This window comes from Heyndrickxia sp. FSL K6-6286 (assembly GCF_038630395.1).
In the GTDB taxonomy this organism is placed as follows: domain Bacteria; phylum Bacillota; class Bacilli; order Bacillales; family Bacillaceae_C; genus Heyndrickxia; species Heyndrickxia oleronia.
Map to the genome: position 1 here is coordinate 3,679,965 of NZ_CP152029.1, position 23,028 is coordinate 3,702,992.

General features: G+C 33.4%; 28 protein-coding genes. 9 read left to right on the forward strand and 19 right to left on the reverse strand.

Annotated features, from left to right (window positions below):
* Positions 1-85: 85 nt before the first annotated feature.
* The 6 genes from MHI39_RS18520 to MHI39_RS18545 all read right to left on the reverse strand — a co-directional run bounded on the left by MHI39_RS18520 (position 86) and on the right by MHI39_RS18545 (position 5,027).
* Positions 86-1,039 (reverse strand): nucleoside hydrolase, encoded by a 954-nt coding sequence (locus MHI39_RS18520; RefSeq protein ID WP_280616805.1) that lies wholly within the window; start codon positions 1,037-1,039, stop codon positions 86-88.
* Positions 993-1,805: an ABC transporter ATP-binding protein gene (locus MHI39_RS18525; RefSeq protein ID WP_342539910.1), complete on the reverse strand. Its 813-nt coding sequence runs from the start codon at positions 1,803-1,805 to the stop codon at positions 993-995. The genes MHI39_RS18520 and MHI39_RS18525 overlap by 47 nt, the downstream gene beginning before the upstream one ends.
* A complete protein-coding gene (locus MHI39_RS18530; protein WP_342539911.1) occupies positions 1,806-2,660 on the reverse strand; it encodes an ABC transporter ATP-binding protein in 855 nt (284 codons plus the stop codon).
* Positions 2,657-3,397 (reverse strand): energy-coupling factor transporter transmembrane component T, encoded by a 741-nt coding sequence (locus tag MHI39_RS18535; protein ID WP_342539912.1) that lies wholly within the window; start codon positions 3,395-3,397, stop codon positions 2,657-2,659. Before MHI39_RS18535 ends, MHI39_RS18530 begins: the two co-directional genes overlap by 4 nt.
* Complete coding sequence (locus MHI39_RS18540) at positions 3,390-3,998, reverse strand: ECF transporter S component (protein ID WP_342539913.1); 609 nt, start codon at positions 3,996-3,998, stop codon at positions 3,390-3,392. Before MHI39_RS18540 ends, MHI39_RS18535 begins: the two co-directional genes overlap by 8 nt.
* Positions 3,999-4,328: 330 nt before the next feature.
* Complete coding sequence (locus MHI39_RS18545; RefSeq protein ID WP_180212750.1) at positions 4,329-5,027, reverse strand: Crp/Fnr family transcriptional regulator; 699 nt, start codon at positions 5,025-5,027, stop codon at positions 4,329-4,331.
* Between the two features lie 295 nt (positions 5,028-5,322).
* Between MHI39_RS18545 and MHI39_RS18550 the strand changes: the two genes are divergently transcribed.
* The 8 genes from MHI39_RS18550 (at position 5,323) to MHI39_RS18585 (ending at position 10,088) form a co-directional block, all read left to right on the forward strand.
* The gene (locus tag MHI39_RS18550) at positions 5,323-5,826 is read left to right on the forward strand and encodes a CBO0543 family protein (RefSeq protein ID WP_212942621.1); all 504 of its coding nucleotides are present in this window, start codon (positions 5,323-5,325) and stop codon (positions 5,824-5,826) included.
* Positions 5,816-6,283 carry a CBO0543 family protein gene (locus tag MHI39_RS18555; protein WP_342539914.1) on the forward strand — a complete coding sequence of 156 codons (468 nt, stop codon included), beginning with the start codon at positions 5,816-5,818 and terminating at the stop codon, positions 6,281-6,283. The genes MHI39_RS18550 and MHI39_RS18555 overlap by 11 nt, the downstream gene beginning before the upstream one ends.
* A gap of 136 nt (positions 6,284-6,419) precedes the next feature.
* Positions 6,420-7,262 (forward strand): SDR family NAD(P)-dependent oxidoreductase, encoded by an 843-nt coding sequence (locus MHI39_RS18560; protein WP_212942625.1) that lies wholly within the window; start codon positions 6,420-6,422, stop codon positions 7,260-7,262.
* Between the two features lie 80 nt (positions 7,263-7,342).
* A complete protein-coding gene (locus MHI39_RS18565) occupies positions 7,343-7,738 on the forward strand; it encodes a MerR family transcriptional regulator (protein ID WP_342539915.1) in 396 nt (131 codons plus the stop codon).
* A 209-nt stretch (positions 7,739-7,947) separates the two neighbouring features.
* Positions 7,948-8,325 (forward strand): SET domain-containing protein, encoded by a 378-nt coding sequence (locus MHI39_RS18570; protein WP_212942629.1) that lies wholly within the window; start codon positions 7,948-7,950, stop codon positions 8,323-8,325.
* A gap of 136 nt (positions 8,326-8,461) precedes the next feature.
* On the forward strand, positions 8,462-8,671 hold the full coding sequence (locus MHI39_RS18575) for a hypothetical protein (RefSeq protein ID WP_180212745.1): 210 nt from the start codon (positions 8,462-8,464) through the stop codon (positions 8,669-8,671).
* A gap of 628 nt (positions 8,672-9,299) precedes the next feature.
* The gene (locus tag MHI39_RS18580) at positions 9,300-9,899 is read left to right on the forward strand and encodes a nitroreductase family protein (protein ID WP_071977153.1); all 600 of its coding nucleotides are present in this window, start codon (positions 9,300-9,302) and stop codon (positions 9,897-9,899) included.
* Positions 9,900-9,953: 54 nt separating this feature from the next.
* Complete coding sequence (locus MHI39_RS18585) at positions 9,954-10,088, forward strand: hypothetical protein (protein WP_276513968.1); 135 nt, start codon at positions 9,954-9,956, stop codon at positions 10,086-10,088.
* A gap of 389 nt (positions 10,089-10,477) precedes the next feature.
* Here the strand turns inward: MHI39_RS18585 and MHI39_RS18590 are convergent, their stop codons facing one another.
* The 12 genes from MHI39_RS18590 to MHI39_RS18645 all read right to left on the reverse strand — a co-directional run bounded on the left by MHI39_RS18590 (position 10,478) and on the right by MHI39_RS18645 (position 21,344).
* Positions 10,478-11,749 carry an MFS transporter gene (locus MHI39_RS18590; RefSeq protein WP_342539916.1) on the reverse strand — a complete coding sequence of 424 codons (1,272 nt, stop codon included), beginning with the start codon at positions 11,747-11,749 and terminating at the stop codon, positions 10,478-10,480.
* A gap of 237 nt (positions 11,750-11,986) precedes the next feature.
* The gene (locus MHI39_RS18595; RefSeq protein ID WP_212942633.1) at positions 11,987-12,694 is read right to left on the reverse strand and encodes a DNA alkylation repair protein; all 708 of its coding nucleotides are present in this window, start codon (positions 12,692-12,694) and stop codon (positions 11,987-11,989) included.
* A gap of 338 nt (positions 12,695-13,032) precedes the next feature.
* Complete coding sequence (locus MHI39_RS18600; protein ID WP_341043407.1) at positions 13,033-13,530, reverse strand: kinase; 498 nt, start codon at positions 13,528-13,530, stop codon at positions 13,033-13,035.
* Between the two features lie 119 nt (positions 13,531-13,649).
* A complete protein-coding gene (locus MHI39_RS18605) occupies positions 13,650-14,186 on the reverse strand; it encodes an HXXEE domain-containing protein (protein WP_341043408.1) in 537 nt (178 codons plus the stop codon).
* 119 nt (positions 14,187-14,305) lie between these two features.
* Complete coding sequence (locus MHI39_RS18610) at positions 14,306-14,542, reverse strand: hypothetical protein (protein WP_341043409.1); 237 nt, start codon at positions 14,540-14,542, stop codon at positions 14,306-14,308.
* A 5-nt stretch (positions 14,543-14,547) separates the two neighbouring features.
* A complete protein-coding gene (locus MHI39_RS18615; RefSeq protein ID WP_341043410.1) occupies positions 14,548-15,156 on the reverse strand; it encodes a hypothetical protein in 609 nt (202 codons plus the stop codon).
* 245 nt (positions 15,157-15,401) lie between these two features.
* Positions 15,402-16,070, reverse strand: a complete 669-nt coding sequence (locus tag MHI39_RS18620; protein WP_212942638.1) for a DUF2306 domain-containing protein — start codon at positions 16,068-16,070, stop codon at positions 15,402-15,404.
* A 138-nt stretch (positions 16,071-16,208) separates the two neighbouring features.
* Positions 16,209-16,628, reverse strand: a complete 420-nt coding sequence (locus MHI39_RS18625; RefSeq protein WP_212942640.1) for a DUF3021 domain-containing protein — start codon at positions 16,626-16,628, stop codon at positions 16,209-16,211.
* On the reverse strand, positions 16,625-17,077 hold the full coding sequence (locus tag MHI39_RS18630) for a LytTR family DNA-binding domain-containing protein (protein ID WP_212942641.1): 453 nt from the start codon (positions 17,075-17,077) through the stop codon (positions 16,625-16,627). Before MHI39_RS18630 ends, MHI39_RS18625 begins: the two co-directional genes overlap by 4 nt.
* Before the next feature lie 680 nt (positions 17,078-17,757).
* Positions 17,758-18,201, reverse strand: a complete 444-nt coding sequence (locus MHI39_RS18635; RefSeq protein ID WP_342539917.1) for a hypothetical protein — start codon at positions 18,199-18,201, stop codon at positions 17,758-17,760.
* 205 nt (positions 18,202-18,406) lie between these two features.
* Positions 18,407-19,822 (reverse strand): SpoVR family protein, encoded by a 1,416-nt coding sequence (locus MHI39_RS18640; protein WP_342539918.1) that lies wholly within the window; start codon positions 19,820-19,822, stop codon positions 18,407-18,409.
* Positions 19,823-20,123: 301 nt separating this feature from the next.
* Positions 20,124-21,344 carry a translocation protein TolB gene (locus MHI39_RS18645; RefSeq protein WP_342541463.1) on the reverse strand — a complete coding sequence of 407 codons (1,221 nt, stop codon included), beginning with the start codon at positions 21,342-21,344 and terminating at the stop codon, positions 20,124-20,126.
* Between the two features lie 127 nt (positions 21,345-21,471).
* Here MHI39_RS18645 and MHI39_RS18650 point away from each other — a divergent pair, with 127 nt between their 5' ends.
* A complete protein-coding gene (locus MHI39_RS18650; protein WP_058004979.1) occupies positions 21,472-21,774 on the forward strand; it encodes a hypothetical protein in 303 nt (100 codons plus the stop codon).
* Between the two features lie 7 nt (positions 21,775-21,781).
* Here MHI39_RS18650 and MHI39_RS18655 read toward each other — a convergent pair whose 3' ends face one another.
* Positions 21,782-22,921: a hypothetical protein gene (locus MHI39_RS18655; protein WP_342539919.1), complete on the reverse strand. Its 1,140-nt coding sequence runs from the start codon at positions 22,919-22,921 to the stop codon at positions 21,782-21,784.
* Between the last annotated feature and the right edge of the window lie 107 nt (positions 22,922-23,028).

The following is a 23,028-nucleotide window of genomic DNA, read 5'->3' on the forward strand; positions in this document are numbered from 1 at the left end:
TCATAATTTATGCTTCTATATATCTATCCAATAACTGTTCCTATTAATACCATTCTTAGTGTTTCTAAATGATTTTTTTCAATGGTTATATCTCATCCAAAACTTCTAAAGCATTTATTAACTCAGATATAAACATTTCTCGATTAACCTTCTCTAATACTAGTATGTTTTTTGCTTGGTTTGCGACTAATCTTTTATCAGCAAAAGTTAATCCTCTTGCTTTTCCTTCTGTCACCACATCGACATAGTAGGAAGTTCCAGAAAACATCTTAGGATTTAATATATATGCCACTGCACATAAATCATGAATCGGGCTATTGATAAAACCAAATTGTCTGCCCGATTTATTGTAAAAATGAAGTAGTTCGTAAGCTAAATGACTGACTCTACCTTTATTTTTTAGTGAATTAATTTCTTCTATAGTTATTTCAGCCTGCTCCGTGACATCCAAACCTGACATAACAACAGGTATGCCAGAATGGAACACTATTTGTGCCGCTTCGGGATCTACATAAATATTAAATTCAGCCAATGGTGTTTTGTTGCCACGGTCAAGTCCCCCACCCATAATGCTAATGTATTCTATTTTACTTCGAACCTCAGGAAATACCTTTATTAATAACGCTATATTAGTCAATGGACCTAAACCAACTAAAATCACCTTATCATTGCATTTCATTATTGTTTCATACATAAATAAAATAGCATTGTTTGAAGTGATTGGGTACTTTTCTCCATTAAAGTAAGGGCCGTCCATACCACTTTCTCCATGAGCTTCTGGAGCAACGCAGAGATCTTTTGTTAATGGTTCTGACTGTCCCATTGCTAGCGGAATAGTAGAATTTACAAATTCCAATATGTTTTTTGCATTCGTTGTAACTTTTTCTAATGTTTGATTACCACCAATCGTTGTAACTCCTAATATATTTAATTTGTTAGAATTAGCTATCGCTGTCAAAATAGCTAAGGCATCATCATGTCCTGGATCACAATCAATTATTATATTTTTCATGTTTTTCCCTTTCCAATAAATCTTCAATTGTTAATACGCCTTCATAGCCTAAAATAGTAGCCAATTGGCAAATGACTGGCTGTTTTAAATCGCTAAATTCTAAAAGTTTTTCATCCCAAAATATTTCCATTGGTGATGCATCTCTTCTTTTTTGTTTATCCGCAAAAACAATCACTCGTTTAAATTCACGTACAACAAATTCCATATCATGCGTAATCGTAATTACTGTTTTCTTTTGATCTGATAAATAGTTAATAATATTGCCTAACCGTTCAGTTGACTCTCTATCTTGTCCAGCAGTAGGTTCATCTAAAATGATCACATGCGGATCCATAGCTATTACCGCAGCCATAGTGATAAATTTTCTTTTCGAATAAGGTAAGTTATAAGGATGTTCATCTAAAGACTCTGTTAAACCACAAATTTCAGCTGCTTTCTCTACTCTTTCTTTCACGACAGCATCTCCTAATTTTTGGTTCTTAGGGCCATATGCAATCTCTTTATAAATAGTATCTTGAAAAATTTGATCATCGGGATTTTGAAATACATAACCAACCTTCTTAGAAATCTCTGCAGTCGTTGCCTTCTTGGTAGAAACACCCTCTACTAAAACTTCACCTTTCGTTGGTATTAGCAACCTATTCATTAGTTTAACTGTCGTTGTCTTCCCTGCACCGTTCTGCCCAATTATGGCAACTGATTCACCTAGTTCAAAATCTAATTTAATATCTTGAACAGCTTCATAACCGTTCGAATATGTGTACCAAACATTTTTTAGTGATAGATAAGGCACTTACACTTCACCATCCTTACGTAAGATGTCCTGAACTTCTTGTACTGTTAAAGGTATCGTATCCGCAGTTTCCGAATGATGGTCCTTAGTCTTTTGGATATAATATAACGCTACTTGTGGCAATTGTCCTCCATACTTCAGCACATTAGGATCTGATAAAATTTCTTTTGTAGGACCGGTCATAGCCAGCTGTCCTTTACTCATTAATAGAATTTCATCACAATACTCCGCTAATAAATCGACTTTATGCTCCACTAGCAAGATGGTTTTACCTTGCTTTTTTAAAAGATGGATAATTTTAAAAATATCTTCACTACTTTTAGGGTCTAATTGTGAAGTTGGCTCATCCAAAATGATAAATTCAGGATCTAAAGCAATGATTGACGCTATTGCAACCCTTTGTTTTTGTCCACCCGATAATTCAAAAGGATTCTTGTTAATCAAATCTTCTAAGCGAAACATTTTGACTAGATCATTAACTTTTTTTATCATTTCATCACGTGGCACACCTATATTTTCCATCCCATAAGCAAGCTCCTCATATACGGTATCTTTTACCCCGGATAGCTGGGTAAAAGGATTTTGAAACGAATAACCGATGATTGTGGCAAGCTCTCCGATATTATATTCATTTAAATGTTTCCCTTTTACCATTACGTCCCCTACTAACTGCCCTTTGTAAAGTTCAGGGATAAAGCCTCTAATGATATTGCATAATGTTGTTTTTCCTGACTCATTTGCTCCCACTAGACCATAGACGCGTCCTTTTTCAAACTCAAATGAAACATCGTGAATCGTTTCTTTATTTTCTAAAGGATATTTGTAACTAATATTCTTTAACGATAGAATGCTCATGATAGTATCCTCCAAACAATATAACTGATTAGAATGACTGCACATAACGTTATAATCAGATAATCAGCCTTTTGCTTTTTAAGTTCGTAAATGGATGTCTTTTTTGCTCCAGAAGAAAAAGCGCGTGATTCCAAAGTTAACACTCTTTCTTCAATTTGTTGAATAGATGATAAAACTAACGGACCGATCATAGGAACAAAAGCTTTCATTCTAACGAACATACTCCCCTCGGTTTCAATTCCTCGAGATCTTTGAGCATCAGTGATCGTTTTAGATAAACTCATCATTTGCGGAATAAGCTGAATAGTAGAAGCGATTACAAAAGTCACTTTTTGAGAAACTCCAGATTTCTCTAAAGCATAGATAATATCTTTTACACTAGTGACTTGGAAAAACCAAATAACGCTAGAACTGATAGCAATAATCTTTGCTGTCATATTTAAACTTGTCGTTAAACCAATTTGAGAAAAATGAATGATTCCCCAAATTTTTTGAGAATCATCATTCACAACAATAAAAACTTGGATAATAAATATAAATAACACAACAATTACGATTGACTTCACAAACGTTGCTAAAAACTTAGTAGCTGTTCTGGAACAAAGACTTATTAGTAACATGAATGGAAGAACCATATATTGGAATATGTATCCAGGTGTGAACATACTTAATAAAATAATTAGAATGACAAAAGCAAATTTAGATGAAGGATAAAGTTTTCCAATACGACTATCCATTCACATTTCCCCCATTCTTAATATATGGCTCACCATAATTTAACTTAATTAAAAATCTATCTGGAACTCTTCTAATAATTAGCCAACTAATACCGAAATTTATGATTGTATTAATAGAACCTGAAATTAAATTTGTGGATACAACGGAATTCCATAATTCTTTTCCTGTTGCAAGAAACGTTGCTGTAATTAAATCTGTCCCTGCACCAGTTACTCCACCAAACATAAAAACTGTAACGATAGCTGCCGTGAATGCTGATACAATTGTTAATAGTATACAAGATAGAATGATACCAAAAATATTCGTATAAAATTTCCATTTTGATAAGTAGCCTGATACAAAACCAATACTCATTGACACGATACTGAACCCTATTGCAATAGGATTAAGCATCCCATTTACGACATTTCCTAAAAGACCAGTTAGCAATCCAATCCAAGGTCCTGCAATCATCGATACCATTATTGTTCCTATTTGATCAACAAAAACTGGCAACTTTAATATAGTCGATAGTTGATAACCAACTACATTTAATGAAACACCTACTGGGATTAATAATAATGCTAGTAATGAAAAATCATACCTTATCCCTCTTTTCATCATCCTGCTCCTTTTTATTAGATTTAAAATTTCATATGTATAAATGACATGTCACAAATAAATATTGCTTCCAGTAATCATTTATTTTAAAGCGCTAACATTTCATTGTTCACTAGATATAAGATTTAAATATAGTATATATTCAGCTATAAAGCGGATAAAAGGTCAAATGTCCTTTCGCTTGATATTTCATAATGAGATGGAACAACTATTTTTTTCAGGCAAAAAATAATCCGAACGTCATCAAATCCTTGCGAAAAGATTCGATAACGTTCGGATATTCTTTTTATAGGATATCGCCTTTGGAGTGAACTTTATCATTTTTGCACTTCATTCATTTATACTATGTTTCATCTTTATATATTGCTGTTTTGACATCGTTAATTTTCTATTAGAACTTGATATCTCATTCAATTCTTTTAATTGTTTGATGCTTCTACCAACTGTACGAATGCTTAGCCCTATTTGACTTGCAATATCCTTATATTGATCATCAATATAAATTGATCTCGTTAGACTATTTTTATTACTATTCCTCTCATAATATCTAATCAAAAAATATCTGACTCGATCAATACCTTTATATTGATAAAAAATACCATCGTTTCCTGAACTAATATATAAATCTTCAGCTAATAACACAGAACATCGTCTCAAAAGGGAGATATCTGACATAATCAACTGATAAACTAATGCCGACTCTATTCTAACTGCCGTTACTTTTGTTAAACAGGTTATCGTGGCAATGTATTGTTCTCTTCTAGACATTATCTCCAATAACCCTATGTTTCCGTTCGTTTTATCCACTTGAAAATAGGAATAATCACTTCCATCTTCATAATCTCTTAAACCCATAGCTATGCCATCTTTAATGAAATAGACATGATTTGGAAAGTCTCCTCTAGAAATAATGACAGAGTTTGGTTCAAACACTAACTCTGTCCCAAACTCATCTATAAACTCGGATATTACGGAAAAGTTAAACTCGGTTTCATTCCCATACTTCTCCCACATTTTTTTTAAGTTCATCCAGATTCTCTCCTATATCTTTATACTCATAGATCATTCAAAATGATTATGCAGATAATCCTTTACGACATTTCCTGAAAGCTTAGTTGAAGTAATTTATACCAAATGTCCTTATTAGTACATCAAAGTAGCGTATAACTGATTATTTCAATCTGTTTATTTAATTAACAGATATTATATCATGTGTTACTTCCTTAATAGGGAAAACAAAGTAGATTGGAAAATAATTAAAAATGAACTTTGGTGGCAAAATACTAAAACAATACTTCTCTTATAGGAGGGGGATTTCTGTAATATGGTAAAGGAGTACATGATTTTGACAGCAATGTGGCTATTCGGAACGATTGGCTTTATTCTGTTTATACCACAAAAGGATCGGCGCAAGGGATTATTAGCCGCTATTATGTTTCAAGCATTGATTTGGCTGTGTGATATGCCTTCTTTTACATATGGTTTGTTAAGTGCGCCCGTTCGTATATTTCCTAAAGCAACTGACCTCACGATTACAATCAATTATTTCTTTTATCCGATATTATTTTCCATTTATTATGTACATAGCAAGTCAATGAACAGTCTTTGGTTAAAAATTACATCCTTTTTCGTATGGATTTCTATCATCACCATTTATGATTACATTCTCGAACGATATACAGATTTAATAAAATATGGATCCTTAACTTGGTTAGGTATGTGGATTTACATTGGATTTCTTTTTTCTATAAGTCTAGTCTGCTGTAATTGGTTCTATAAGGAAAAAACTCCGATTCATTCGTACGTTGGAGGCACTAATGAGGATTGAATGGTGGATCTTGTTATCTTTGTATGCAGTAACAACAGGAATTCTATTGTTTATACCAAAAAATAAAATTCGACTTGCAGTAGTTGCCTTTTTGTTTAAACAGGTCATTACTTTTCTTGTAGGTCTATTGGTCGTAGAATTGGGACTGATTGAATATCCTATTCGGTCATTTGCTTCAATTAACCGGACTAGCTTTGACTATGAATTTTATTTCTTTCCAGTCACATGTGCCGTTTTTAATGTATGGTATCCAAATCATCGAAGTCCCCTTATCCAGTTGGTTTATTATATAGTTTTCAGCACAGTATTGACGATCGGTGAAATAATTTTAGAAAATTACACCGAACTCATTCATTACATACATTGGGAATGGTATATCAGCTGGATTACAATTTTTATTTCATTTTTTATAGTACGGAGTTTCTGTATTTGGTTTTTTTCAAAATCTAAAATTTGATATATGTGCTATTAATACTAGTAGAGTTTCTCTAAGCTGAATCACAATATTGTAATTAAATCAATTTATCTTGACTTGGTGTTCACTCCAAGTTGTATTCTGTGTTTACTATTGGAACACAGAAAGGAAGAACAAAATGAACGCACAAAATAAAGTAGTTTTGATTACAGGGGCTAACTCTGGGGTTGGCTTGGAGCTGACGAAAAATCTGTTATCCCAAGGAATGGAAGTAATTTCTTTAATACGATCTGACTTTCCAAATGACCACCCAATAATCATTGATGCTCTTAGAAAGAAAAAGTTAAGAATATATAAAGCTGACTTAGCCGATTTCTCCAGCCTAAGAAACGTACTAGGTCAGATTAAGAAAAGAGAGGCCAAGCTTGACTTGATTTTCAATAATGCAGGAGTTTGTTTTGCTGAATACAAATATTCCAAACAGGGACGTGAAATGCATTTTGAAGTTAATACATTAGTACCCTACATCATTACGATGGAACTTAAAGAACTGTTACTACAGGGCCAGGATAAAACAATCATTAATACATCTTCCAATTCTTTATTATTTTTAAAGCAATTTGACTTAAATACAGTAATCGATCCTAAGCTCATTCCATTTAAAAAGATTATAGGTCCATATGGGAACAGTAAATTAGCCCTTTCGCTGTGGACAAATGGAATTGCTCCGAAGCTATTGATTGAGGGAATAAAAATCCGTAGTGTCTGTCCAGGACCAAACAGAACGAAGTTGACTAAAGGCAAAAGAATACCCAGTTACCTCATTCCAATAAGAAACGTTATTTTTTCTCCGCCAAGTAAAGGTGCATCTCGCTTATACGATGCTGCTTTCGATTTCAACAGTGAAACTACTGGGATTTTTATAAACAAGGGCAAAGAAACTGTAATTAAATTCTCGGAGTATGAGGGGACGATTCTTAATCGACTGTATGATATTTACAAAAATGAGTTTCTCGTTTAGTTTTTAATTACATCTATTAGGCTGTAGATTACGGTGGATTAAATTCTAACATATAATAAAATCAAGTTAGGGGTGATGATTTGGGTGCATATTCTATCAAGCAAGTATCCAAGAAATCCGGTTTAACCGAAGATGCGATTCGCTATTATGAAAAAATCGGTTTGCTTCCTTATGCAAAAAGAAAACTGAATGGACATCGAATATACGATGAAGAAGATATAGAGAGAATGGAACTAATCATTTGTCTAAAAAAAACAGGAATGTCATTAAACGAGATGAAACATCTTTTACAATATCCTGTAAAAGATAAACTTAGTTCTACTCCCGAGTTAAAAAGAACTCTTTTAGAATATAAAGAAAAAGTCATGACTCAAATACATGATCTTCAAAGTATTGTGGCGTTTATTGATGCTAAGCTAGAAAACGATGAAACGCTATTTCGTCCACAAATAAATAAAGGCAACAAATATGGTTAGTGCAGGACATGCGTTTTAACTGTAGGTAGAGGGATGAATATAGAATAGCACCAACCATTTGAAATTCAATGGTAGTACTTAAAGCAACACACTTGCTTACATAGATGAAGTAGAATAAAAAGATTCGGTTTTATTAAATAAAATGAGCTTTTTGTCCAATTTAATGATACAGTTAGTAAGAAAATTTTTAAAGTGGGAAGGCGAACAATATGATTGAAATAAAAACATCTCCACTAAGTGATGGAGAATTCAATAGAGGGGTATTTGCGACATGTGATATCAAAAAAGGAGAACTTATCCATGAAGCACCTGTCATTTCCTATCCAAACGACCAGCATCAATACATTGAACAAACCATACTCGCTGATTACGCTTTTGAGTATGGCATAAATCATTCTGCAATCCTTCTTGGTTATGGAATGTTGTTTAACCATTCTTATGAACCTAATGCAATTTATGAGATTAACTTTAAAAATCACACATTTGATTTCTTTGCTTACACAGATATAAAAGCTGGGGATGAAATTCTAATCAATTATAATGGTGATGTGGATGACAAAGAACAGCTGTGGTTTAATCAGGACTAAAAGGATAGCAAAATAAACGATCTGTTTCATTGTATGTTTGCTCATATGATGATGAGATGACTACTTTTACTCATAATAGAACGGTTGCCATAAAAAAGCCTCCGTTTATGATGTCAAAATATTGAGGTGTTAGAGAATGAATAAACGATGGACAATCGATAAAATTAAGGAATTCGTTGAGAAGAATTCAGATAGTAAGTTGTTAACGACTGAATTTCATGGTTTTTCTCAAAAGTTACAATTTAAATGTGCATGTGGCAGCAATTTTGAAAAAACATTTACAAAATTTAAAAATAATCATCAACGTAAATGTGACGTATGCCAACCGCCAAAAGCATCCCGTTAAACGTATCCTCCATACGAGATTGCTTAATTTCTTTTAGGGAACTCTATGTTTTATTAAAATTACTTAAAAACACCTTACTCCTATTATCTTCTTGGCGGTAAGGTGTTTTTTTTTGATACTTTTGGACTACATCTCTAAGTGAAACATGGACATTAGCAAGTCCTTGTTTTTACACATTGTGTACTTGTAAAAGATGTGAGAACCTTTGATCATGGTTCTCATAATGAAATGAAGATAAATGCGGATTTACAATGTTAAGGAAACAACAATATTAAAAATCCTAATTTCTATATGCAATCTCAAGAAATTAGGATTGTTGTGAATTTGAATTAAAGTACGAGTTTGTAATAAAGGCGCGAAGTTTCGAAAATAGTTGCAAGATTTTATTTTATTCTTATCGATGTAATTTGAGCTTTCTTGTTGACTATACGAATTTGATTTAATATAATTATCTCGAATTGAAGATACCTTTATTCAAGATATTTTAAATACTCTTGTTCAAACTTGTGTAAATACTTAATACTCAGGATACATTAAAAGAGAATGGTTAGTAATTCTGAAGTAGATTGGACAAGCAGCAGTTTATTTTAGATTTGAAGGATAGTAAAATTTAGGAGGAAGTAAGACTATGACAAAAGATTTCTATACTGCACTTAAAGAAAGACGTTCTTACTATGGAATTAATAAGGAAGTACAAGTATCAGACGAAAGAATTAAAGAAATAGTAGAATTTGCTGTAAAATACACTCCGTCAGCTTTCAATTCTCAAACTGCACGTTTAGTTGTATTAACTGGTGAAGCACATAATAAATTATGGGACATTACAACTGAAACATTAAGAAAAGTAGTTGGTAACGGAGACTTTACAGGAACTCAACAGAAAATGGATTCTTTTAAAGCAGGTTATGGAACAGTATTATTCTTTGAAGATGAGGCCGTAGTTAAATCACTTCAAGAACAATTTGCTTTATATGCTGATAACTTTCCAATTTGGTCAAACCAAGCATCAGGTATGCACCAATTAGTTGTGTGGACAGCATTGGAATCAGAGGGATTAGGAGCATCTTTACAACATTATAATCCCCTAATTGATGATGAAGTGAAAAAAGAATGGAATATTCCTGGTAATTGGAAGCTTATTGCGCAAATGCCATTTGGTAATCCAACAGCTCCAGTGGGTGAAAAAGAATTCCAACCACTTGAAGACCGTGTGAAATTTTATAAATAAGATGATTTAAAAAGTGAACCTTCTTTTAGAAAATACATTTTTTATCTAGAGGTATTGAAAAATCTATTTTATTCACTGACCGTCCATGATGAAAGAGTAGCAATCGACTTATACGGTTTTATCTTTAATGATGTAAAAACAGCTGTAGAATTACAGACAAAAACTTCTGGACGATTGCAGATGATTTGAAGAAAGAGCAACAATAGTAAGCATCCCTTTAACAAGGGATGCTTTTTATTTAAAGTAAAGGAAAAGATGTTTACCTAAAAGCAGCTCCACTGATTGGAAGAAGTTTCGTTACAAACCCGAACCTGATGATATATTAAAATTATCCAATATAAGGACCATTATTTCGAAGAAGTAGCAAATACAGTTTCATAAATACCATACGAGCAGTTTTACGAAAATACTTGTTCATCATCTGCATTTTATGACTCTTACCTTCTATCACAACACGATCTTATCATACTTTTAATTTCAAAAATAAAAGCCCTATTACATTTTGCAGTAACAAGACTTTACCTAAGATACATTCATTTCCATTCATTCTTAAAAAAGTGATTTCTTTTAAACCTCTATTATGCATTCCCTCTACGAGACCAGATGACAATTGGTATAAGAAGTAAGGATAAAAGACCCCCACTCAAAGATAATGCTGTATAACTTGCATTAGCTACCACCATTCCCGAAAGGGCTCCACCTGAAGCCCCTGCTAATGCGATAAAAACATCGAGGGTTCCTTGAATTTTTGCTCGGGTTGAAGGCTCTGTAGAATCAACTATTTGAGCCGTTCCACTAATTAAACCAAAGTTCCACCCCAATCCAAGTAAAGATAGAGCAATTATTAATAGAACAAGAGAATCGCTTGGTGCTAATGCTGCTAACAGGCCAGCGCATAACAATGTAATCCCTGAAGCTATACTCATTGCTGTTCGTCCAATTTTATCAACAAGGATGCCTGTGACAAGTGAAGGCAGATACATTGCGCCTATATGAAATCCTATCACTAATCCTACCTCAGATAATCCATGGCCATGATGTTTCATATGGACTGGTGTCATCGTCATAATAGCAACCATCACAATTTGAGTTAGAACCATGACTGTTGCACCAACCATAAGACCGCTTTTATTTCTTGACCTATTGACAGAATCTGATTTATTTCCATGCCCTTTAACCTGCTTATACGCTGCAATCCTTTTAGCAATTTCTAGGGGATCAGGGCGCAACATACTAAAAAGCACTATCCCTGCCAAGATAAATGCTGTAGCTGATAAAATAAATGGACCTGTAAGAGAAGGCACACCTATAAACACTGCGAATTTGCCCATAATTTCTACTAAATTCGGTCCTACCACTGCCCCAAATGTTGTCATCACCATGGTCGTACTAATCGCAGTTGCTCGCTGTTTACTATTTGCTAAGTCAGTCCCCGCATAACGAGCTTGTAAATTGGTCGAAGTTCCTGCCCCATAAATTAAGAGCGATGCAAATAATAAAATGACACTATTCATCATGGCAGCAATGACTACGCCAATTGCTCCGAGTCCACCTACAATAAAACCAGTTGATAAACCTGTACGACGCCCATAACGTTGTGAAAGCTTTCCTACGAGAAAAGCCGCACCCGCTGAACCCAAAGTAATTAAAGCAGATGGAACTCCTGCATAGGCATCTGTTCCAAGCATTTGTTGTGCCAAAAGAGCACCTACCGTAACTCCTGCTGCAAGCCCTGCCCCACCAAATATTTGTGATAAGCTCACGACGAACAACACACGTCTATATATTTTTTTTAGCTGTTCTGGCGAATCTATAAAACTCTCAAAGGAAGCTTGCTCTTTTGCCAACATTCATATACACCTGCTTAGATTGATTTGTTTTTCTTTAGAATAGTGGATTTTACAAAAGCATCCAAAAATAATGTTTGGTTTGGAGGTTCAGTATGAAACCACTTTCTATCAAAATTACATTTAAAGTCCTAATATGTATAATATGAAAATAGATAGACAATTAGCCTATTTAGTTAAATACTTCAACAAAAAGAGCGTTAATCCTCCTTGGACCAACACCCGTTATTCAGATGATTTTTAACATCTTACATATTTACGTTTAAAACCAAGCCTGTCTCTCTCAATTTCTTTTTGAATATTTTCATAAGCATTTAGGAAACTGCTCTTTTTCTTGTCCCGCTTAACTTCTACTATACCTACTTCCTTTGCTGTCGCGACTGCCTTTTCATGTAATGGTAAAAAGGATACCCCCACAGTATATAGAAAATTATTCATAGCAGATTTCGTTCTTTCTGGAGAATGATGAATCGTATTTTTCACCATATCAAGCATAGTGGAAATCTTGCTTTCGGAAAACTCATGGTCCGATCGATTTCCCAAAAGCCAGCAGTAGCAACTCCATCCCGCTGACATTTTTAACTCGTCCCCGCTTGCAATCCATTTATCGGCAACATCTTGTGCAATATCAGATTCTGATAATGTTACTGCCACTACATAATCGGACAGCATATAAAAATATGCTCCATCGATCCAACGATCAAAATCCGATTCAGTCATTGCTTTTGGGTCAGCAATAATTCCGGCAAAGTACATCGCATCATAATTACCGGTGGAATACAGCTTCTCAGCTAGAGGTTGATTTATTTTTATTTTCTTTGCCATTGGTTTCATAGCACCTGTAGCTACCCCAAAAAGCGGTTCGTGCGCACCGTTGGAAATATAGATTTTTTTCGTTCGTTCCTTCCCGAGATCCTCAAGCTCCTGCATAACTGTTTCGAAATCCATCACTTTGCACATCCTTCTTTACTATTCATCTCTTATAAATGTAACCATCACGCTTATTTTCTTTATTCAGTCTATCATCATTCTCAAGTTTACCAATAATTTTCCGAACATAAAAATTTCTACAAAGAAAGCATTAATCTTTCTTCGATTAACATCATCTATAACTAAGGTATATGATTTTCAACAATTTTAGTCCCTGCTTTACATGACCTCTAATTTTGCTCCAGAGAATCAATTCTTATTCATAAAAGCCTAATCAAAAAATCCCTTCTAATTAGGCCACTTTCCTTATTAAATCATCTTATTCTATAACCGAATGAATAACCTAATCAGAATAACTACATTTGCAGTTGATTTAATATCAATTTCAATACATCGTTTTGTGACATATCATTAGTTAAGATCTTTTCTCCATCTACTCCTAGATAATCATTTGGAGTCCACCAGTCGCGTAAAGAATCTTCTCCGAATTCCATCTTTTTCGAACTTGAGTTATGACGTTTGACTGTTTCCTCAAAAGATAAATCAAAATAATATGTATATGCCTTTTGATTAAAAAACTGGATTAAGTGATTCAACATTTCACCATAACGATGTTTATACAGAATACCCTCGACAATAACAAACTCACATCTATCTTTACCGTATTCTGTGATTTGGCGAATCAAATCAATTGAGAGGTTCCCATCTCTATCATGGACCTTCAACATTTCACGTCGAACAATATCCTGAGAAACCAAGAGCGTTCCATGCCCCAAATCATTTTGAAGATTTTTCGCTGTCGTTGTTTTTCCACTCCCTGAGTTTCCTCGTATAATAATTAGCTTAGATTCCATATTCTCCCCCTTAAATTCAACGTCCTATAGACATCTTTATCATGTAGTGGATTAAAGTCAATAAATAAACATCTAGGAATAAAAATTTTAAAGCAAGCCGCGCTTTGATTAAGTTGAAACTATATCGCTTTTTTTCCAAGCCAATGAGCAAAAAACAAAACAGGAACAATGAATATAATAAAAGGTAAGCTGACATAAATCGTGTTCCAAGTAATTAATTGATTTTCGAATAATGAATTAAACATTATTATGCTATAAGGAAAAATTATGACTATAGAAGTTATAACACCTGGAGTAATGGACCGAAGAGTAATAGACTGCCCAATATGAGTAAAGACATGTATAAAGAAGATTAATAGCATAATAGTAAAAAAATAAATATTGCCAAGTGGACCACCATTAATATATTGACTTGCCATATAGGTTGAACTACTTACAAAAATAAAAATAACAAATACGGCAACGGAAAATTGTGCCGTAGACATTGAAAATTGTTTAATCACTTTATCGGCAATTTTTTTTGGTAACTTGTCATAGATAACATGTCTGTTCTTATCCATCCACCTCTCAACCATAATAATTTCTTCCAAGTCATGTAGAACAAATGCAATCGGGAATAACCAGATAAGTGTTTGGACATTAAGCCATTGTTCCACGACCTCTCCCCCCATTAAATATATTTTCTTTATTTGTTCCTACCTTAATACGAATGTGTTCTTTTTAGAGATAAATACAAACTTATTTTTCATTAGATTAGTACGTTATTTCAAATTCCCTAATCTATCCATTGATTTAACTCTACTAATATTTCTCTTAAATAATTGGGTATATCCTCTTCCTGTATGCTAGCCATCTGTTTAAAAGATACTCCTTGTTCGAGTAGATATCGAACGATCTCCCACCCAACAAAATAGGCTTCTCTTTCTAAATTGGTTGTTCCATTACCGAATGTAAACTGATGAATTGCCTCAGAAGAAGAATCTTCAAGATATGGTATTATCCCTTTAATCATATCTGTTAATGTAATTTACACTCATTAAGCCAACCGTTTCTATGCTCAATATAAGCTTCATCAGGTTCATTTTGTACAATATATTTACTAACTTGGGTTGCCAATCCTTCTTGTAAAATTGTAGAACCTACTGAACGTTCCCACTGACTAGTTAAATTCGCTGTTTTCGCGTGTACAATATGTGTTAATTCATGTGAAAGTGTAATAATAGATCCGCTAGATGACTCAACTGGAAGGCAAAGAGCTAATCTGTTTTCATCATATGGAGCAACAAAAGCATTATTTTCAAAAAAGCCAACAAAATAAATAACAACTAGATCAATTACTTTATCATATCCTAATAAATATTTAATTCGTGTTAGAGTAGCCTCTATATCCTTTTTGCTTGGTTCCCACCTATTTAAATAATCAATATGCTGGTGGTATCTTTCCCAGGCATGTTGAAATAAATCTCTAGCTATTTTTCTTCCTTCATCCCCAGGTGGAACCGCTGCAAAATTGTAATTCTCTTCCCATAATTGCCATCTTTGATTTTCACTAATGTCTTCATCATTTGCTCTATTGTAAAAATCTAAAAACTTAGGAACTAAATTCAGTAATTCAATATTATCCATCCAATACACCCCTCCGCCTTAAGGAACCTCCTAAATCAACCTAACCTTCCACTTACTATTCATCTTCATTTTATGTATCAATTCTCTCCTTGAATATTTCTAGAAAAGATTAATTATTATATGAGCTTTAATAAGCACGTATTCGTTCTTCAGAATGGTGAATCTCTAAGTAAATATTCAATAATGTTCTTCAAATCCCCTCCTCCTTTAGTAACGTTTTTGTCTTACAGAAATGCCATTACTATTTAAGTAGGTTTCTTCACAATGTCAAGATGGTTGTTCTTCTGATAATGGCTTTTCCGTAGATTTTGTTTAATAACCACCTCTGCCATTATTAGATTTGGTACCCAAGCTAACCAGGAAATAACAGCATAACTAAGTTCAAAATTCTCTAAGCCAAACAGCCACACAAATAAAGGTAACCATATTCTTAATGTAACTGCGGCGAAGGTTAAAGAATAGTTTCTGATCATCCAATTTTGATGTTCCTGAATTTGCATATTCTTAACTCTATTAAATGCATTATATGCTGATATCATCCAGAATATAGATAATAGACCGAAACCAGTCTTTCCTACTAATCCTCCAGTAGCATAAAAAGATAAATATAACCCTGTCGGACCACCGAATAATATGCCAGCCATATAGATCCTACCCAATATTCGATGGCGACTGATATTTTTTTCTCTAAACCTTCTCGATATGGTGAAAGGACCAATTACCAACACCACTATACTTGTTGCAGCATGTATAAATAACACGATATACCAAAATGTACTTAGCTTAGAAAGAAACATCAATTTCATTTGAACAAACCCTGCATGGGTTCCGTCCATAATAAAATATTGAACAGCGACATAACAAGCTACTGCAATAATTAAAAAATTGAAGATAAACCAGTAGAATTTTTTCATAATTTTTCAAACTCCTAATTTTACTCGTATCAATGGGTGATTCCCATTTTTTGAAACTTTTTTGATAGATTTTGAACTAGAAATAAATAATATCCTTGAACGCTCTCTCTTTTGTTAACCTAATCTTTACCCTCAAAATTATCTTCTTTTTAACTTCTCATTAATTTTTTTTACCTCTCGTAAATCAATCCAATAAATCACAGTAAAAATCACGATATAAACGACAATCTGAATCGTAATAAATAGGATAAAACTAATGGGTTGTTCGATAGGGTTTTCATACCAATCACCAATTGCCCCACAAATTAACACAAGGATTAAAATGACCACATAATGAATCGTTAATTTAACAAAACTTGAATATCGATCATAATAAAAAATAAGCGAAATAAGACCACAACCTACTCCAAGAGCAATTGCTAAAATACATTCCACTAAAAGCTTTGAACCATTCATTACTTCATTTGGATTTAGTAATAATACAATTGTAATGATGATGTAAGAGGTACTTAAACCAATTAGACCTCCCAGAAGTGCATAGTGAAAACTTCTTTTCATTTCCCATCCCTCCCAATTCCCAGTCGTTTCTTGAGGTTTTTTAAATACTTGCGACTTACATGAGCTGTCGTCCCATTTTCCATTACGAGTTGCATCATGCCGATTTTCTCCATCTTCATAAATGAAATTTTAGATATATTCACGAGAGTTGATTTATTTACACGCACAAAGTCCTTTTCTAAAATTTCCTCCACTTCATATAGCTTAAGTTTTGATTCATATTCATCTTCGTCTGTTTGAAAATAAACTTTTGTCCCTTCTGAATAAACAAAAAATATATCTGAGATTTTCAACATGTATATCTCCTGTTGTAAATACCCATCAATGACTTCAGTTTTTGAGGACTTTAAAAACTTCATTATTTGTTCAATTTCATCCGTAAAAGTATTAGCATGAATCTGGATTTCTGTTTCTTCAATTTTCTCATCGATGATTAATTTGATTTGCATTTTATACCTCCAATTCCAAAATAAAATATAACATGGTATTGATTGGTAATCCTCTATTGTTTAATAAGTGGATTAATTTAATCTATAAGAAGCACAAAAGCGATGGTCAAAAGAATTTTGCCATCGCTTCTTCTAAACTGGTTACCTATAAAATTAAAACACAAATTTGCAGCCTCTTCTAAGCAAAACCATTATTCTAGATAGTTTTATTAAAACTTTGGTTAAAATGTTGTTATTTGTTTCATATGAAACCCCATTAATCCTACATTATTGTCAAAAGTATTTTTTTTCGCCTGCTTTATCTTGGTTCATGGATAATTACTTTACTAGTAAATTTCGTCTTCTGTCCGAGTCTCTCCTAATCTTATTAATCGTTTAATATGGCCTTACATTCATCAGGTAATTCCTTGACCAAATATTCCAAACACCAAAATTCCTCTATATCGTCTTTCGTTTCAAAAACATCTCTAATCTAATATGTGGAACCATTTCTTTTGGATATGATAAGGAGTACATCAGTAACCTCATGAGCGATTAGAAAATTCATATCTTGCATCCATTCAAGAAAGGAATAATACCTCCTTTGTCCACATTTACTATTCATTACGGATGTACTAAAAATTAAATGGTATCGGAGTAATATAATAACACTGAAATACTGGACAAACGGGCAATATGATTTACTTGATTATATCAAACGAATGAAAAAGGGCGTTGACATTGCTAATGTCCTTATTGAAAATAAAACAGCCTCCTCCTATTACAATGAGTAATAGTAAAAAATACCAACTTGAGTAGGTTAATAAGCTTAAATTAAATCTATATTTACTATTAAAAACCCCTAAAACAAGGGCTACCATTAATGAGAGTATAAATACATAGTAATACCAATGGTTTTGTAAATTGATTATGGCTACTTCAATTTTTGCTAAACTAAGTGCAGTAGCATCTGAAATTTTAACCTGAACAGTCTGAGGTGAAAAAATTCCTTTTCTTACTTCTATCATGGTATCTGTAGCTGTAAAATCATAACCTGACGGATGTAGCCCCATATATCGAGAAGTCAGTAGAAAAAACAACATTGTTAAACCGAATATAAATAACTGAAATCTAACTTTTTTCATCTTACCCCCCTCATTATTCGATCACTTTCATTATATATAAATTCAGACAATATTAAATTTAATTTTCAATAATTTTTTAAAAATTTTAAAAAAATAATTTGCCATTTAATAGGAATAAAAAAACTACATATGGACCAATAAACACATTATTTAACTATTCTCAATAAAAAAGTGAGTATGAATCCCATACTCACTCATCTCCCGCTTATAAATACTTTCTTTGCACTGTGCGCCCGTCATAGCTAAATAATAGTTCTTTATTTTCAACTACTGATTCTAAATGGACTGTTCTTCCCCAAAGTTGATGAAGATAGGGCAGAACTTTTTCTAAGTATTTTAAGTCTAATTCAATGCCTTCATACCAATGTTTGAGGTACAATTCTCCATTTCTCATATAATCTCCATCATTAACTGTGATGTAGGGGAAGCCACCATTGACTCGCATATTTACGAGCTGATCTCGAACCTTTTCCCATTCTTTATCTACTATTTTATAGTCCCGACCTTGCTTTTGGAATAAATACATATCCTCCCGCATGACTAGATCCTTTGTTAAATAATTGCGTAGGAAGGAAATATCGCCTTCAATCTCTCTAACCTCAAACATTTTTTCGCGCCCAGTACCTGGTTTTTCTCCACGTTTGATCATCTCTTCAGTTGGATTATTCCACCGCTCTTCGATATCTTCAAATATTTTTACTCCTAAATAATATGGATTGATTCCAGTCTTTGATGGTTGAACAACCCCAGCATTTAATTTAGCAAATTCTATAGCCTCATCACTCGTTAAATCCATTTCACGTAGGATACGCTGGTGCCAGAATGATGCCCAGCCTTCATTCATGATTTTTGTTTCTAGCTGTGGCCAAAAATAAAGCATTTCTTCACGAATCATCGTCATTATATCCCTTTGCCAGTCAGATAGTTCACGACTATACTGTTCAATAAACAGCATAATATCCTTCTCAGGTGCAGGAGGGAATTTCTTCTTCTTTTTCTTTTTGACTGATTTTTTTTCTGTTTGATCCAATGACCATAAGTCATCATATGGAGATGGTGTACTTTTTTCTTCTTCCTCCCATTCCTCTTCATCATCCATGGTCCATGCAAGCTTCGGTCTCATTAATGAAGGGTCGATATGTTCTTCAATAGCTAAAACCGCATCAATAAAGGTTTCTACTTCCTTTTTTCCATATTTTAATTCATACGCACGAATTCTTTCTGCTGTTGCGGACATGCTTTCTACCATATCTCGTTTCGTATTTTGGAATCGAATATTATTTTTGAAGAAATCACAATGGGCTAAAACATGAGCAACGATTAATTTATTTTGGATTAAAGAATTTGAATCAAGCAAAAAGGCATAGCACGGATTCGAATTAATCACCAATTCATAAATCTTGCTAAGTCCTAAATCATAATGAAGCTTCATTTTAAAAAACTGTTTTCCAAAGCTCCAATGGGAAAAACGGGTAGGCATTCCATAGGCACCAAACGTATAAATAATATCTGCAGGACATATTTCATATCTCATCGGATAAAAATCTAAGCCAAAACCAGAAGCGATTTCTGTTATTTCAGAGATTGCATATTCTAATGATTTTTGATCATCATGTCTCATACTCGATTCTCCCTTCATGAATAGACACCGCTAAAAAAGTCCAAAACTGCGCACAAGTTACAAACCATCTTTAACACAATATATGAAAGTGGTGGACTATTCATGTAGTGGAATTATAACCATCCGTTTCTTTTCTTTTATATTCCATTTATTATTTTTTAAAGAGAAGCAGAAGGGAATTCTTTACCGACAAGAGTGAAGTTTTCCGTCTTACACTTAAATCAATGAAAAAATTAGAAGATATGAATGTCAGGGAAAAGAATACCAAATAAATAAGAGGAGAACCTTGTCTCCCCCTCAATCATTTTTGAAAGATATCGATGACCTCATCCCAATTCCTCTTTTCATAATAATCAGGTACCGTATCAATCTGTTGAATGAAAATTTTTGCTTGCTTTCCTTCGCTATTTGCTAACCACATATCTGTCGTCTGTCGATTCGAGCGTAACCATGTAAGTTTCCTCTCCTTTGAAATATACTCTGGTCGGTAATCCCCATAGTCGCTCTTCGGTGAGGTAATTTTATTTTGTTGCATGGACTTTATATCAATTTGATATAAAGAAGGTAAAGGTCTTTTGCTAGGATTATTAGACCACTCCGATTCTTTTGCTCTCGCTATGGTTATGAGGGATGGATTATGCCAAGTAAAATCCCAATCCACATAGCCTTTCGGGGTATAAGTAGAATTAGATTTCATTGTTGGCAAGACCTTTATCTTTAAATGCTTGTTCTCAATCGCCATCCTTCCTTCACCAGAAATATAGGCAAGGAAGTTTTTAGTGGGCGCCCATTTAAACCAAGCATCATTCAAAATCATGGAATCTAAATTCATGAAGTTCGTACCATCCGTCCGAATCATACATAATCGATTTTCATCCATTGACCAAGATGCAGTAGGTATAGCTAAAAAGGCAATCCACATCCCATCTTCTGAATACTTAAACTGACTTGTTTGAATGGCAAAAAAATCCTTCGATTGTGTTGGCAGTGTATAAAAATGTTCGATTTTTTTCTTAGAATCGATAGGAATTTTGTACAATTCAACATTTGTCCACCCAGTGGGCTGAATAGTTGCTGTAGAAGAAGCTAAAAATTCTTTACCGTCTGGGGACCATGAGTAATTTCCTATACCTACAGAAATATTACTTACACTTTTATTTTTACTGCTCATATCAATGATGTTAAGGGTTCCATCATACTGGAAAGCGAGAACATTATCGACTGGTGACCATTGATAGTTCGAGGCAGAGCTTTTATAGAGTAAAAAGTGTTTTTTCGTAACCATATGATAGGCCCAAAGCTCATCTTTCTTTTTATATGCAAGCCAGGTTCCATCGAACGACCATTTAGGGTTGGTCACTGCTCCACCTTTCGTTAATTGCTGTTCTTCCCTATTAATTTTAGTCCACAAATCCCCATTTCTAACAAAAGCTACTTGAAATGAAGAGGATTCTGCTTGAATATCCTGTTCATTAACAAATACACATAAAAGTATGCAAATGATCAAGATCCATTGTTTAATTTTAATCATCCCTTCATTTCCGCCTTTTTTTAGTTTTACTTTTAATGTTTGATAAAATGCCTAATATCATTCATCTATTTTGCATCGTGTATATGATAAAATATTCACGATAGAATGGAGGATTTTCATGGGATTCATATTATTAATAGGAGTCATGTTATTCCTAATTGTCGCTACAATAATGGGGGTTCGAAGCTCAAGGAAAATGTATAAAGAAAACCATCCAAATAAAAATCGCCCCTTTGCATTATTTTTCAGCATCGCATTACTTTCAGGACTTGTCTATGTATTTGGAGCAAAAAAAATGGAATTAAGCATTGATTTGACCTTAAGCTGGATGTTATTTACTATGGGCCTCTTTTTTTGTTCAGGAATTGTATTTTTTAGTGGTTTTTTTATGAATCGAACTGAGGATAAACAAGCTGAATGACCTGATGTCATGCAGCTTGTTTACGCATTTTAGAAATGTAGAATGGCAGTGAAAGACATGAAACTAGCCCTGTTATAAGATAGATCGCTTGTATACCAAAATGATCTACGATCAATCCAGCACCTAAAACACATACGGATATCACGAAGGAAGAATGGATACTTAGCCTTTGATGAAAATTCGATATTGTCTGGATATCCATTTGCTTGATTAATTCAGTATAGAGGATTTTTTCTTTTAGTTGTTGACTAAAGCCAAAGAAAAGTATTAAAAACAACGAAAGGTAAATGTTTACATTAAAAGCAAAAACAGCAATGAATAATATTGTCAGTATTGTCAAGAAAAATTGGACTTTCCAACGTCGATATGCAAAAAACATATGGTATTTGTTTATTATAAAATGAACCATTAGCATGCCTAAAATATAGGTGCTATTAAAAATCCCCCACCAAACTATTCCCTGCTTTAAATGGTTTTCTACAAAAGCAAAGATCATTGACGAGACCCACGCAACATTGAATATCATATCTACCATAAATAGGAAAGAAATCCTATTATTAAACGAATGAAATGGTTGTTTAACATCACCTGTTTTTTGCATCATCATATTCTTATTTTTAGGACTACTACTATATATAAGGCAGCAAATAAGTCCCAAAAGACAAGCTATAATTAGTAAACCAAAAGAGTTCACTTGAACAAATAGAGTAATGGAAAGAAGCCATCCAATAATCATCGTTATTTGGTCAATAAACGATTGAAATCCACCAACAGTTGCTATTTCTTCTCTTTTAGTAATGCTTAAATAAGGTCGGTTGGATTGATATTTTATATAACCATCAATAGCTGATAGGACCATTGTAGGTAAAACGATATACAAAGAATGTTCTGATAATAAATAATAGGCGATTAAAATGAATATGGATTTAGCGCTAAAAAGTAAAGCGATATTTATTCGCAATGAGGTTGAGGCTAGTGTATTTCCAAGATTTCTGCCCATCATAATCAAAAATGTGATAATGGCCAAATCGAAAAATGATTGTCTCTCTTTATAAACGAATGAAAAAACAGCAAAAAGATAAAAAATCTCCATAAAAATGGATAGCATTTTTCCCAGCCATAAATAGCGATAAAGAAATGTTTTCAATCCTTTTCCTCCGCATGAATGATAGTATTCTCATTATTCACTTTATAATAACATATTTTTCCTACACGCTGTTTTCGTATCGTATGCTGTTTGTATAAAATTTTGTC

Bases quoted from the DNA above. Each gene is read 5' to 3' on its own strand.
- MHI39_RS18530 (WP_342539911.1), bottom strand. From the start codon at position 2,660: ATGAGCATTCTATCGTTAAAGAATATTAGTTACAAATATCCTTTAGAA.
- MHI39_RS18535 (WP_342539912.1), bottom strand. From the start codon at position 3,397: ATGGATAGTCGTATTGGAAAACTTTATCCTTCATCTAAATTTGCTTTT.
- MHI39_RS18540 (WP_342539913.1), bottom strand. From the start codon at position 3,998: ATGAAAAGAGGGATAAGGTATGATTTTTCATTACTAGCATTATTATTA.
- MHI39_RS18545 (WP_180212750.1), bottom strand. From the start codon at position 5,027: ATGAACTTAAAAAAAATGTGGGAGAAGTATGGGAATGAAACCGAGTTT.
- MHI39_RS18550 (WP_212942621.1), top strand. From the start codon at position 5,323: ATGGTAAAGGAGTACATGATTTTGACAGCAATGTGGCTATTCGGAACG.
- MHI39_RS18555 (WP_342539914.1), top strand. From the start codon at position 5,816: ATGAGGATTGAATGGTGGATCTTGTTATCTTTGTATGCAGTAACAACA.
- MHI39_RS18560 (WP_212942625.1), top strand. From the start codon at position 6,420: ATGAACGCACAAAATAAAGTAGTTTTGATTACAGGGGCTAACTCTGGG.
- MHI39_RS18570 (WP_212942629.1), top strand. From the start codon at position 7,948: ATGATTGAAATAAAAACATCTCCACTAAGTGATGGAGAATTCAATAGA.
- MHI39_RS18575 (WP_180212745.1), top strand. From the start codon at position 8,462: ATGAATAAACGATGGACAATCGATAAAATTAAGGAATTCGTTGAGAAG.
- MHI39_RS18580 (WP_071977153.1), top strand. From the start codon at position 9,300: ATGACAAAAGATTTCTATACTGCACTTAAAGAAAGACGTTCTTACTAT.
- MHI39_RS18590 (WP_342539916.1), bottom strand. From the start codon at position 11,749: ATGTTGGCAAAAGAGCAAGCTTCCTTTGAGAGTTTTATAGATTCGCCA.
- MHI39_RS18595 (WP_212942633.1), bottom strand. From the start codon at position 12,694: ATGGATTTCGAAACAGTTATGCAGGAGCTTGAGGATCTCGGGAAGGAA.
- MHI39_RS18600 (WP_341043407.1), bottom strand. From the start codon at position 13,530: ATGGAATCTAAGCTAATTATTATACGAGGAAACTCAGGGAGTGGAAAA.
- MHI39_RS18610 (WP_341043409.1), bottom strand. From the start codon at position 14,542: ATGATTAAAGGGATAATACCATATCTTGAAGATTCTTCTTCTGAGGCA.
- MHI39_RS18615 (WP_341043410.1), bottom strand. From the start codon at position 15,156: ATGGATAATATTGAATTACTGAATTTAGTTCCTAAGTTTTTAGATTTT.
- MHI39_RS18620 (WP_212942638.1), bottom strand. From the start codon at position 16,070: ATGAAAAAATTCTACTGGTTTATCTTCAATTTTTTAATTATTGCAGTA.
- MHI39_RS18625 (WP_212942640.1), bottom strand. From the start codon at position 16,628: ATGAAAAGAAGTTTTCACTATGCACTTCTGGGAGGTCTAATTGGTTTA.
- MHI39_RS18630 (WP_212942641.1), bottom strand. From the start codon at position 17,077: ATGCAAATCAAATTAATCATCGATGAGAAAATTGAAGAAACAGAAATC.
- MHI39_RS18635 (WP_342539917.1), bottom strand. From the start codon at position 18,201: ATGAAAAAAGTTAGATTTCAGTTATTTATATTCGGTTTAACAATGTTG.
- MHI39_RS18640 (WP_342539918.1), bottom strand. From the start codon at position 19,822: ATGAGACATGATGATCAAAAATCATTAGAATATGCAATCTCTGAAATA.
- MHI39_RS18650 (WP_058004979.1), top strand. From the start codon at position 21,472: ATGGGATTCATATTATTAATAGGAGTCATGTTATTCCTAATTGTCGCT.